Consider the following 13,025-nt stretch of genomic DNA (forward strand, 5'->3'; position numbering starts at 1 on the left):
GTTTATTAATATTACCGATTAAATAATGATATAATTGGGAATACGTCTACTAAGACGAAGTATACTATTGATAACTGATTTATGTATATAAGTGGGGATAATCCCAGGAGGTTTACAACGTATGACAAAATATCATTTTACAGGCATTAAAGGGTCTGGAATGAGCCCGTTAGCACAAATATTACATGATGTAGGTAATGAAGTACAAGGCTCTGATATAGAGAAGTATTTTTTTACGGAAAAACCATTACACGAACGAGATATAAATGTTTTGTTATTTGATGAAGATAATATTAAAGAAGGCATGACCGTTATTGCAGGTAACGCATTCCCAGATAACCATCCAGAGATAGTGAAAGCAAAAGAGCTTGGTTTGGAAGTAATTCGATATCATGATTTTTTAGGTGACTATATGAGTCAATTTACTTCTATAGCTGTTACAGGTGCACATGGTAAGACATCAACAACAGGATTACTTTCACATGTATTAAGTGGCTATAAACCAACATCTTATTTAATTGGTGATGGAACAGGAAAAGGAATGAAGGATGCTTCCAATTTTGTTTTTGAAGCATGTGAGTACCGAAGACACTTTTTAGCGTACAATCCAGATTATGCGATTATGACTAATATTGATTTTGATCATCCAGATTATTTTAACGATATTGATGATGTCTTCCAAGCTTTTCAATCTATGGCTATGCAAGTGAAAAAGGGAATAATTGCTTGTGGAGACGACACGTATCTGCAAAAAATTAAAGCGCCTGTTCCAGTGCTTTACTACGGTTTTGGGGAGCACAATGATTTTGCTGCTAGAAACTTAGAAAAAACAACAGAGGGCACTTCATTTGATGTGTTTGTTCGCAACGAGTTTTATCATCGTTTTTCTATTCCAATGTTCGGAGATCATGCAGTGCTAAATTCTTTATCTGTTATATCTCTTTGCCATTATGAACATGTACCGGCAGATATTATTCAAAAAGGTTTAGAAACGTTTGAAGGCGTTAAAAGACGCTTTACAGAGACTGCTATAGATAATCGTGTTCTTATTGATGATTATGCTCACCACCCTACTGAGATAACAGCAACGGTACAATCAGCTAGACAAAAATATCCAACCCGAAAAATTGTTGCTATTTTTCAACCGCACACATTTACAAGAACTCAAAAGTTCTTAACTGAGTTTGCAGAAAGTTTAAGCCTAGCTGATGAAGTATACCTTTGTGAAATTTTTGGGTCTGCTAGAGAAAATGCTGGAGACTTAACTATTCAAACGTTAGCAGATATTATTGAAGGAAGCCATATTTTAAACGAAGAAACGGTAGATCAGCTGCTAGCTCATGAAAATGCCATCTTCTTATTCATGGGTGCTGGAGATGTTCAAAAGTATCAACAAGCTTTTGAACAAAAACTTTCAGACTGTTGACAAACGCTTTAATTTTTCCTCTTTCGATTACTCGTCGCAAAGTAACTTTACTGGTGAGCATGAATATATGTCGTGGGTCGTGCAACTGTTGTTACACGGATGTCGCGAATTATAGAAATTATTATAAGCATCTCCAATTTTTAAGAAAGTTAAAAATGCTTAATCCATTTAGGATTAAGCATTTTTTTAAAGGATTTTTATAAGAAACGTAGTATAGTAATATAGAGAAAGAAGTTTAATTTAATTCTTTTGGGGTAAAATTATGTATAACAACTGAAGGAGGATACAAAATGGAAAATCTCTTATACATAGCCGCTATTATAGCCGCAATAGCATTCTTGGTACTTTGTATAAGCCTTGCAGTTACTTTGTTTTCTGTTAAGAAGACATTAAATAATGTTGCAAATACGCTAGAAGGGCTAGATACAAATTTACAAAATGTCACGAAAGAAACTGCAGAGCTTCTTCATAAAACAAATGAATTAGCAGTGGACATTCAAGAAAAATCAGAAAAATTAAATACTGTAGTCGATGCAGTAAAGAACGTTGGAACTTCCGTAACAAGTTTAAACAATTCTATTCAACGAATTACTTCTTCTGTAACAACGGAAGTAGAAAAAAATGAAGAAAAGATTGCACAGGTTGTCCAATGGAGTAATATCTTGTTTGGCATACGTGACAAATGGAAAGAGCGTAAAGCATTAGAAGAAGCAGGATATTATTCTTATGAATCAGAAAAAAATTTATAATTATTGGAGGAATTTAAAATGAGCAACTATGACCACAATAAACCAAATTATAACGATTCAAAGTACAATGCAGAGTATTACGATAATCCGGCATCCTATAACAAGCAGGTTCAACCAACCTATCCACCTCAACCATATTATAACGAAAGTAGAGATTATATTTATCGCGAGGAAGGATCGGGAGGAAAAGACTTTATATTAGGAATGTTCGTAGGTGGAATCATCGGTGCTGCAACTGCTCTATTATTGGCACCAAAGACTGGTACTGAGCTACGAGGAAATATTTCAACGCAAGCGAATCAGTTAAAAGATAAAACAATGGATCTATCTTCCACAGCGAAAGAGAAGACCACTCAATTGTCTAAACAATTACAAGAACAATCTGGTCAAATCGTGGATAAAGTAAAGTCTATTAAAGGTACACCAACGTCTCCTTTAGACGATGGAACTGCATCTTATGAAGGTGAAGAGCCAATGGACTTTATGGAAACCATTTCTCATACGACGGAAGAGTTAACGGCAGAACAGGATAAGCAAGAAGAAAATTCAACCGTTGTAGCAGAAGCAATAAAAGAGGCAATCGTAGAAAACAAATCAAATAAATAAATAATAAAGTGGTAGTCCTTTAGAAAAAGGATTACCACTTTTTTTACGATTAAACGGAATGTGTTCTAGTAATGAAAACCTGTCATCCGATAAATAAGAAAATCGTTGAAACGGCTCCCTTTCCGTTGGCGTTGCCTTAGCCTCCTAGGCCAACACGATGTTGGTCATGCAATCGTTGCCGCAAAAGTTCTTTTGCGACGAGCTTTGCGCAGGAGCAGGATGCGGCGAACTTAGATTGCCTTCCCCTCAACTGCGGGGTCTGCGGCTAACGCTATTCCCACAGGAGTGTCTCCTTTTTCAACGATTTTCAATAAACTAATTGAAAAAATTAAGTGATAAAAATTTGCTCTAGTTTTACTTACGAATTAAATTCGATATACTGGACAATAAAATGTCCATGTATTATATAAGAATCTTAATTATTAAATATTATTTCTAAATGGTCTCCACCAAATATTTCTTCGTCGAAACCAGATGTTTGCCCATTTTTCAATATTTGAAATGAACTAGCTACATCTGGTAAAGTCCAATTGGAGAAACGAAATACATCTTGAAAGATCCAAGGAGATGTATTTATTTCTTGCCATAGAAGAATAGATTCATTTGGAATGATGTCCTGTGAGGTAAGTTTAATATCACCTGAGGTAACAATAGCACACTCTTTATACAATTCTATTTCCTCGTTTTGAAAAATAACTTTCATTCGATTATCTAAACTTTTATCTAGTTTATTAGCAATCTCTTGAAGGGAAGGGGCGCTAACAATTTTTATTTGTATGTTGTCATTATCTTGGACTGGGTATTGCAGTTTCACTGGATTTTCATTTAACAGAATATGAGAAGTAAAATCAGGTATATAGTGATTCTTTTCATTTATTGTAATCGTATAAGGTTTTAGCTGTGTAAGATAGCTTCCTTTTTGAATAGCTAGTAATACTTGTTCAACGGTTTGAGGAGTTTCAACAATAACCTTGTCCCTTTCTTTCAATGGTGTATCCAGAGTGACCTTTTCTCCATTTACTCGCACTATAGGCTCCACAATATGCATAACCCCTTGGAAGGTAACAGTTTTAACGGATGCATCATCTAGAAGGTCACGAACAGTAGCTTCTCCTGGTCTTCCATCTTGGCCTTCCATTAGCTCAATACGGTCATTGCTTTGAATGATTGTTTTCGTGTTTGCTTCTTGTCCATTTAGATGAATGATTGCTGGCTTTCCATGTTCTCCAGGAATATAAATATCTTGTCCATTTACTTGAACAGCAAGGGCAGCTCCCGGTTTTCCATATAATTTTCTTGCAGAAATATTTGCTGCAAGAAAAGCGTCTCCAACTGTCATTTCCTTCAATTCGAAAAGACGTACTATTTGTTTGTTTACTTCAATAGACATGTATTGTATAGGGGCACGCTTTGCGGCAATGGCTATACCGATTGGAGTAACTAGCTCTGGAGTTACCGGAATATGTTCTTCCTTAGTTAAGTTTTGAATAGCATCGATTCCTCGTACAGCTACTCGATTTTCTGGCAAGTTCAATTCTTCTGCAAGTATAGTTGTAAGTTCAGGAGTCAAACTGCCTCCACCGACTAGCATTACTGCTTTCGTTGGCTTATTATTGTTCAATCGTAATATTTCCGAAGAAATAGCAGCCGCTAACACTTGAGTTGCTGGTCGAAGAACATCAATTACTTCATCCTTAGGTATTTCCTGGTCAAAACCTAAAATATCTTTAATATGTATACACTCGTTTTGATTAATTGATCTTTTTGATTCCTCAGCAAAAGGAAAATCTAATAAATAATGATCACTTAATGCTTCTGTTATTTCATCTCCAGCTATTGGAACCATTCCATAAGCTACTACTGTTCCATGATCTGTTATAGCGATATCCGAAGTTCCTGCACCTATATCGACTAATGCTACATTTAAACGTCTCATTGATGAAGGAATTAAAACATTTATGGCCGCTATCGGTTCAAGTGTTAATGCTTCCATTTCTAAATCTGCACGTTTTAATGCAGATAACAACGATTCTACGACTACCCGTGGTAAAAATGTAGCAATTACTTCAATGGATGCTTCAGTTCCTTGCTGATCAACTAAGCTACCAATTTCTTCTCCATCCAATCGATAGTATAATACACTATATCCTACGCAATAATAATGACTAGATTGCTTATCGATATCTTTTTGTACTAAATTTGTTTGTGCTTTTTGAACGGCGGAAAGCTCCAAACGACTAATGTCTTCTTCAGAAAATATTGGTCGATTTTTAATATCCATTTGGACAGATGCTTGTTCAGTTTTTAAAGCTCTTCCAGCAGCTGCCACACTAACTTTTTTAAGCGGACCATGTTTTTCTTCTAATTTTGTTTTTATCGTGTTAATTGCTTCTGCTACTTTCAATACATTATGTATTTGACCATCCACCATTGCACGTTCTTTATGCTCCTCAACTAAAATATCTACAACATGAAATGATTGGTCGCGTTCTTCTAAAATAATTCCAACTACAGATCTCGTTCCAATATCGAGTGCAAATAATTTAGGTAACAATTTCCCACGTCCTTTTTAGACAAATACTTTAGCGAGTTGAAGCGCTAAAATAAAAAGCGTGACATTCTCGCAAGCATTGATTATAATAAGTCTTATAACTAAAAATGTATCATAATTTTCAGGCGATAGAAAGTGTCGATGAAGAGAAAGAGAGGAGAAGTATCATGAGTCATGTAGATTTAGATGGATTACGCGCACGTGTAGATGAGATTAACGTAGAAATCCTACAGTTAATTAACGAAAGAGCAGGAGTAGTACAAGAGATTGGAAGAGTAAAAGAAAAACAAGGTGTAAACAGATACGATCCTCTTCGTGAACGACACATGTTAGATCACTTAAAAGAGAATAATTCTGGGCCACTACCACAGTCAACTGTTGAGCATATTTTTAAGGAAATTTTTAAAACAGCTCTAGAATTGCAAGTGGATGATCAAAAGAAAGCACTTCTTGTTTCACGTAAAAAGAAATCAACTGATACAATTGTAGAGATCAATGGTGAGAAAATTGGAACTGGAGCACCATCTTTTGTATTTGGTCCTTGTGCGGTTGAATCTTATACGCAAGTTGCTGAAGTAGCAGCTGCAATTCAATCAAAAGGGTTAAAGTTAATCAGAGGTGGGGCATACAAGCCACGTACGTCACCATACGATTTCCAAGGACTTGGATTAGAAGGTTTAAAAATATTAAAACAAATTTCCCAAGAATATGGTCTAGCTGTCGTATCAGAAATTGTTACCCCTAGCCACTTAGAAGAAGCGCTTGACTACGTTGATGTTGTGCAAGTAGGCGCTCGTAACATGCAAAACTTTGAATTATTAAAAGCAGTTGGTTCTATTAACAAACCGGTATTACTAAAACGTGGTATCGCAGCTACATTAGATGAATTCATTCATGCCGCTGAATACATTATGTCTCAAGGAAATGACCAAATCATTTTATGTGAACGAGGCATTCGTACTTACGAAAGAGCGACAAGAAATACATTAGATATTTCAGCTGTTCCTATTTTAAAGCAAGAAACACATTTACCGGTATTTGTGGATGTAACCCACTCAACTGGACGAAGAGATATTTTGTTACCTGCTGCTAAAGCCGCTATTGCTATTGGTGCTGACGGTGTTATGGCTGAGGTTCATCCTGATCCAGCTGTTGCATTATCGGATGCAGCTCAACAAATGAATTTACAACAATTTGATGAATTCTATGACTCCCTGCAAAAATTCATGAAAACTCATGAAGTGCATGCATAATTAGAAAATCATTAGTTTTGACAGAGAAATGCCACAAAACCGACTCTTTTTAGGGTCGGTTTTACTATTTGATTGAAAGTTACATAGGAAATGAAGTATTATTTAAAGTATAATTATTCAGAGTAGTGAAGGAGGGGTATGCATTGACTATTACTATATATGATGTAGCGAGAGAAGCAAATGTGTCGATGGCAACCGTTTCACGTGTAGTAAATGGGAACCAAAATGTAAAACCGGCAACTCGTCAAAAAGTTTTAGCAGTGATAGAACGATTAGATTATCGTCCAAATGCAGTTGCAAGAGGTTTAGCAAGTAAAAAAACAAAAACAGTTGGGGTAATTATCCCGGATATTTCAAATGTATTTTATGCTGAACTTGTGCGTGGTATAGAAGATATTGCAACGATGTACCGTTATAATATTATTTTAACGAATTCCGATCAACAAGAAGATAAAGAAGTACAGCTTTTATCCACTTTGTTCAGTAAACAAGTAGATGGAATAGTTATGATGAGTGACCAAGTAACAAATGACATGCTACATGAGATGGAAAGATCTCAAGTGCCTATCGTTTTAGCAGGCACAATTGAAACGACTAATGCATTTCCTTCTGTTAATATTGAATACCATGAAGCAGCAGTTGATGCAGTCAATCGTTTACTACAAAACGGACATAAACGAATTGCTTTTGTATCGGGCTCTATATCTTCGACGATTAATCGACTATATAAACTTTCTGGCTACGAAAAGGCGCTTGATGCAGCTGGTATCGAAATAGATACAGATCTAATTGTTGGCGTCGAAAATACATATGACGACGGTCTTCTAGCTTGGGAAGAACTAAGTAAATTAAAAAATCCTCCGACAGCATTTTTTGCAGGTAATGATGAAATAGCAATCGGATTGATCCATGGGGCACAAGACAGTGGACTAAAAGTGCCAGAAGACATTGAAGTAATCAGCTTTGAAAATTCCAAATTAGCTCGTATGGTAAGACCGCAACTTACGAGTGTTGTATTACCTTTATACGACATTGGAGCAGTTTCCATGAGACTATTAACAAAGTTTATGAATAAAGAAAAAATAGATGAACATACAGTAGTTCTTCCATATCGTATTGAAGAAAGAGATTCTGTTAAATAATCATCCTATTTAGTATCAAGAAAGTGAATGTAATTGCATTATATTAAAACACCAGAACCGTTTAGGCTACTGGTGTTTTTTGTATGAACTCTGTTGACGTAATAAAAATAACGCCTTGTCTAACATTTGTTTATTTTTCTCTGTTATTTCCGCTTTTCGAGGAATCGGTTCAAATAACGGATTAGGATCCATCCATGTTGGTATAAGGGGGATAGGAGATTCCTTAGACCAACGTTCGAGCCAGGCTTTCGGTAGTTCTCCTTCGGGTGTTTTAAAGTCATTCATTTCCATCCAAAGCAATGACCATGCACGTGGAACTACTCTCCAAATATCATAACCACCACCACCGACTGCAATCCATTTTCCGTCACAATACTTATGCGCCAACTCATGAGCCAGTTTAGGAATTTCTCGATATATCTTCATCGAACCATACAAATGTGTTAAAGGGTCAAAATAATGCGCATCAGCGCCATTTTGACTTAAGATAACATCTGGTTTAAATGATTCTATAATCTCGCTAAGAGCTGTACGATAAACCTCTAAAAATGAATCATCCTCTGTAAAAGCATCTATTGGAAAATTAAAGGAAGTACCATACCCTTCTCCAGAACCTCTTTCTGTAATATTACCTGTACCGGGGAATAGATATCTTCCCGTTTCATGAATTGAAATAGTGCATACATTAGGATCATCGTAAAAACTCCATTGAACACCATCCCCATGGTGGGCGTCTGTGTCAATATACAGTACACGAGCATTATATTTTTCCTGCATATATTTAATGGCAACTGAGCTATCATTATAAATACAGAAACCCGATGCCCGTCCTTTAAAACCATGATGAAGTCCACCGCCTAGATTGAGGGCATGTGATGCTTTACCTTCCATCACATAATCTACGGCGGTTAGCGTTCCACCTACTAAACTGGCACTAGCTTCATGCATATGCGGAAAGATTGGTGTATCTTCAGTGCCAATCCCATAGCTTTCATAAATACTTGTGTCACCAGTCTCTAAGCTTGCTTTTTTAACAATATCAATATATTGGGTGTCGTGTATTAAGCTTAATTCTTCCTCCGTTGCAGTTCTTGGTGCGACTATATCCGATAATGATAACGCATTCATTTCTTTTAATAAATCAACAGTTAATGTTAATCGTTTTTGGTTAAATGGATGCGTGTCAGAAAATTTATAGCCTAACTGATTTTCTGAAAAGATAAAAACGGCATTTTTTTTCATACGTTCATTCCTGGATGGTTAGGCCATAATACCTCAAATCCTTCTGCTTTAATCGCTTCAATAAGCTTAAGAGGATTCATGGTTTTAACACGCAATACTAATATTTTATGATCATTTTGCACTTTATCGGGATATACAAGAACGCTTAATACATTTAACTTCTGTTCGTAGAAAATTTTTGATACCTCAAATAATACCCCTGGTCTGTTGGGTACACGTACTTCGATTTGAGAACCGGGTTGATGAACTCCAGTTAGTTCAATAAACTTATACAATAAGTCAGATTCGGTAATCATCCCTACTAATTTACCTTTACTGACAATTGGAAGACACCCAATTCTATTATCATAAAAAATACTAGCTGTCTCTTCAACAAAGTCTAAAGGATGACCGGTAATGGGGTTCTTTGTCATAATTTCTTCTAATGGACGTTCATATATATCATTATGAAGAACGCTTTGAAGAGTGGAAGGGGTTGCTTCCTTTAAATCTCTGTCCGTTACCACTCCAACTACTTCTCGGTCTTTGTTTATGATAGGTAAGTGACGTATTTTTTTTTCTTTTAATAGCGTGATTGCATCGTTGATCGTATGTGAAGGGGTTAAGGTTGGAACCGATGTATTCATAATTTCTTCAACTAACATTAGAATGTACTCCTTTTCTATCTGTTTCGCTTCACCTTTAATACATAAAACGATTCATAAAGCGTAACTGATCAAATTGCTGAATAGATTCATTGTCCACTCTACTACCTATTTTAGCCATTAAGCAATTGGCAGGGTGAGAACTAATTTCTGGATCATCTGTGGCAAAATATTCGAGTCCACCAGCTCGCATCATTTTTTCCATAACTTTTCGATATTCCCATACATTCAAGCCCGTTCCTTTTAAATCCCAATGCCAATAATATTCGGTCGTGATTGTAATATAGTCTTCCATTGCATCATCCATCATTGAAACACGAAGAAGTGTTTTTCCAACTCCTGTTCCTCGAAATTTCGGGATAACTTCGATTGCCCCTAATTCTATTAAATTTTTCATATTACCTTGGGACCAACGTTCAAGTGGGTCGGGGTATAGAAATGTACAGTATCCAACAATGATATTTTCATCTCGAACAATAATAATTCTTCCTTCTGGTAGCTTAGCAATTTCGATGAGGGCTTTGTGTTGTTGAGCAGGAGCTCTAAAAGATACAAGATCCTCATGGAATTCTAATTCAGCAATAATGTCTGAAGATATCGGGCCTTCGATAGTAACAGTACCATGCTTTGTTTCTAATTCAGTAGCATTATACATTTTATTGTGTATCACAAATTCACCACCTAAATAAATAAATGCAATTTACAAACATTATACCTTATTTTAAAGTGACAAGGTGTAGTGAAAAAGAAATATAATAAAACATTCAAAACATTAGCAAAAATAGAAAAAAGTATTGTAGAATAGAAGAGTATATTTATCGAAAGGGTGAAGAGGATGAAAATAGAAGTTTTACCAGTTTTAGAAGGGGATTATCAATTAAAAGATTATGAACAAACTGTAAAGACTTTTCAATGGGAAGATGCAGAGAAAAACTTTTCATGGAAACAAACAGGTAAAGTGAATATGGCCTATGAAGCCATCGATAGACATGCAGAATCTGATAAAAAAGAAAAAGTAGCTCTTTATTATCAAGATGCGAATAGAAAAGAATCCTATACATTTCTTGATATGAAGAATCAAAGCAACAAAGCTGCAAACGTTTACAACAAATATTCTAACCTTCAAAAAGGGGATCGTCTTTTCATTTTTATGCCTAGATCACCCGAATTATATTTTGCGTTACTTGGTGGAATTAAAATGGGCGTCATCGTTGGACCACTTTTCGAAGCATTTATGGAAGGTGCAGTATACGACCGATTGCTAGATAGTGAAGCAAAAGCAATTGTTACTACTCCCGAACTGCTTGAAAGAATACCTCTAGACAAATTACCTAACTTAGAAACAGTCTTTCTAGTAGGGGAAGCAGTAGAGGAAACCGAAAAATTTATCGACTTTAATAAAGCATTAGAAGGAGCATCCGATTCATTTGAAATAGAGTGGGTTGATAAAGAAGATGGACTAATTTTACATTATACTTCTGGTTCTACTGGAAAACCAAAAGGTATATTACACGTGCATTATGCTATGGTACAACAGTATCAATCGATGAAATGGGTAATGGACATTAGAGACGATGACATTTATTGGTGTACTGCAGATCCTGGCTGGGTTACAGGTACATCCTATGGAATCTTTGGACCTTGGCTAACTGGAACTACTTTCTTAATTCTTGGAGGACGTTTTTCTCCAGATGCGTGGTACAAGGCGATAGAACAATATGGAGTAACGGTTTGGTATAGTGCGCCAACAGCATTCCGCATGCTAATGGGAGCAGGAGATGCAATAGTAAAAGAGCATGATTTAAGCTCTCTTCGACATATTCTATCTGTTGGGGAACCATTGAATCCGGAAGTAATTAAATGGGGAATGCAAGTGTTTAATAAAAGAATTCATGACACTTGGTGGATGACCGAAACAGGTGCTCAGGTTATTTGTAACTTCGCTTGTCTACCGATTAAACCTGGTTCAATGGGGAAACCATTACCTGGTTTAGAAGCTGCCATCATTGACAATCAAGGGAATATTGTTCCTCCTTATACAATGGGTAATTTGGCAATTAAAAAAGGATGGCCATCCATGATGCGTCAAGTTTGGAACAATAAAGAAAAATATGAATCTTACTTTATAAATGACGAGTGGTATTTCTCAGGGGATTCTGCCTATATGGATGAAGAGGGTTACTTCTGGTTCCAAGGAAGAGTGGACGATGTGATTATGACCTCTGGTGAACGAGTAGGTCCATTTGAAGTAGAAAGTAAATTAATTGAGCACCCGGCTATTTTGGAGGCAGGAGTAATCGGAATTCCAGATCCTGTTCGCGGTGAAATTATTAAAGCGTTTGTCGCTTTAAATGAAGGATATGAACCATCAGAAGAACTCATCGCAGATATTCAGCAGTTTGTTAAAAAAGGACTTGCTGCACATGCGGCACCTAGAGAAATTGAGTTCAAGGACAAGTTACCAAAAACGCGTAGTGGTAAAATTATGCGACGTGTATTAAAAGCGTGGGAATTAAAATTACCAACTGGTGATTTATCAACAATGGAAGATTAAGAAAAGCCGCAGCTACCTGATTTTCAGGAAGCTGTGGCTTTTTTCTAATCATAATTACACCCTTCGAGAGTAGAAAAACGGATGTGCGCTTGCCGCACGCTATGCATGAGCCTCCGCAGGATGAGTCGCTCCTTCGTCGCTCCCACATCCTTTACGGGGTCTCATTCTTCGCGCTCCTGCGGCGTGGAAGGCGCACATCCTGAAAACGCCTGTACATGCAGTGAAAAGGAATAATAGAATGTTCTATTCAGACTGTTGGTCGTTAATACATTTTATAAAATCTACATTAGAGATTCTAGTAGTCACGCATTTATGCATATGCATATAAATTATTCAACCTAAGGGCTAATCATAATCACTCACTTTCGAGAATAGAACACGGATGTGCGCTTACCGCACGCTATGCATGAGCCTCCGCAGGATGAGTCGACATCCTTGAAATATCCGATGATACAGTACATTTCAATAAAAAGAGTGATAGCTGAACATATAATAGAATCTACATAAATCATTATTAATAGAATACACTGGCATTCACGGCTTGCCAGCCGCATGACGTGCCGAATGAGACAGCGAAATGCGCTAGCGCATACAGCGGCTCATGCGGACGTGCGGCCAACGTGAGTGCCTATAGTTGGTCAAAAATATTTTAAGTCTATGTATATAATTTGTACTTAGAGACAGAAAGGCGGATGTGCGCTTGTCACACGCTACGCATTAGCAACAGTATTATAAATAAAAAAAGAGAGGAAGGAAGTGACTGAATTCACTTCCTTCCTCTCTAGATACTTCGTAATATTGTATTTTTCGTTTCTTTCAATGCGATAAACGCTAAAATCAGAAGATATTTGGTGCTTG

At 36.5% G+C, this 13,025-nt stretch carries 10 protein-coding genes; 6 read left to right on the forward strand and 4 right to left on the reverse strand.

Features of this window, described 5'->3' with window-relative positions; all coding sequences use genetic code 11:
* Nucleotides 1-121: 121 nt before the first annotated feature.
* From murC to AM499_RS01820, 3 genes are all read left to right on the forward strand, one after another.
* A complete protein-coding gene (murC, locus tag AM499_RS01810; RefSeq protein WP_053588589.1) occupies nucleotides 122-1,426 on the forward strand; it encodes a UDP-N-acetylmuramate--L-alanine ligase in 1,305 nt (434 codons plus the stop codon).
* A 290-nt stretch (nucleotides 1,427-1,716) separates the two neighbouring features.
* Nucleotides 1,717-2,175: a DUF948 domain-containing protein gene (locus tag AM499_RS01815; protein WP_053588590.1), complete on the forward strand. Its 459-nt coding sequence runs from the start codon at nucleotides 1,717-1,719 to the stop codon at nucleotides 2,173-2,175.
* 18 nt (nucleotides 2,176-2,193) lie between these two features.
* Nucleotides 2,194-2,781, forward strand: coding sequence for a YtxH domain-containing protein (locus AM499_RS01820; protein ID WP_053588591.1), 588 nt, complete (start codon nucleotides 2,194-2,196; stop codon nucleotides 2,779-2,781).
* Nucleotides 2,782-3,196: 415 nt separating this feature from the next.
* Here the strand turns inward: AM499_RS01820 and AM499_RS01825 are convergent, their stop codons facing one another.
* Nucleotides 3,197-5,335: a cell division protein FtsA gene (locus tag AM499_RS01825; protein WP_053588592.1), complete on the reverse strand. Its 2,139-nt coding sequence runs from the start codon at nucleotides 5,333-5,335 to the stop codon at nucleotides 3,197-3,199.
* Nucleotides 5,336-5,499: 164 nt separating this feature from the next.
* On the opposite strand from AM499_RS01825, the gene AM499_RS01830 reads away from it, so the two are divergent.
* Together AM499_RS01830 and ccpA are read left to right on the forward strand one after the other, a co-directional pair.
* Nucleotides 5,500-6,585, forward strand: coding sequence for a bifunctional 3-deoxy-7-phosphoheptulonate synthase/chorismate mutase (locus AM499_RS01830; RefSeq protein ID WP_053588593.1), 1,086 nt, complete (start codon nucleotides 5,500-5,502; stop codon nucleotides 6,583-6,585).
* A 143-nt stretch (nucleotides 6,586-6,728) separates the two neighbouring features.
* A complete protein-coding gene (gene ccpA / locus AM499_RS01835; RefSeq protein WP_053588594.1) occupies nucleotides 6,729-7,727 on the forward strand; it encodes a catabolite control protein A in 999 nt (332 codons plus the stop codon).
* Nucleotides 7,728-7,793: 66 nt separating this feature from the next.
* Here ccpA and AM499_RS01840 read toward each other — a convergent pair whose 3' ends face one another.
* From AM499_RS01840 to AM499_RS01850, 3 genes are read right to left on the reverse strand one after another with little or no spacing between them, the layout of a single operon-like run.
* Nucleotides 7,794-8,969, reverse strand: coding sequence for an acetoin utilization protein AcuC (locus AM499_RS01840; RefSeq protein WP_053588595.1), 1,176 nt, complete (start codon nucleotides 8,967-8,969; stop codon nucleotides 7,794-7,796).
* Entirely contained in the window at nucleotides 8,966-9,613 is a 648-nt protein-coding gene (locus AM499_RS01845; protein ID WP_053588596.1) for an acetoin utilization AcuB family protein, read from the reverse strand. The genes AM499_RS01840 and AM499_RS01845 overlap by 4 nt, the downstream gene beginning before the upstream one ends.
* 37 nt (nucleotides 9,614-9,650) lie before the next feature.
* The gene (locus tag AM499_RS01850; protein WP_053588597.1) at nucleotides 9,651-10,283 is read right to left on the reverse strand and encodes a GNAT family N-acetyltransferase; all 633 of its coding nucleotides are present in this window, start codon (nucleotides 10,281-10,283) and stop codon (nucleotides 9,651-9,653) included.
* 165 nt (nucleotides 10,284-10,448) lie between these two features.
* Between AM499_RS01850 and acsA the strand changes: the two genes are divergently transcribed.
* Nucleotides 10,449-12,167 carry an acetate--CoA ligase gene (gene acsA, locus AM499_RS01855; protein WP_053588598.1) on the forward strand — a complete coding sequence of 573 codons (1,719 nt, stop codon included), beginning with the start codon at nucleotides 10,449-10,451 and terminating at the stop codon, nucleotides 12,165-12,167.
* The last annotated feature ends 858 nt before the right edge of the window (nucleotides 12,168-13,025 follow it).

Source organism: Bacillus sp. FJAT-22090, assembly GCF_001278755.1.
Classification (GTDB): domain Bacteria; phylum Bacillota; class Bacilli; order Bacillales_A; family Planococcaceae; genus Psychrobacillus.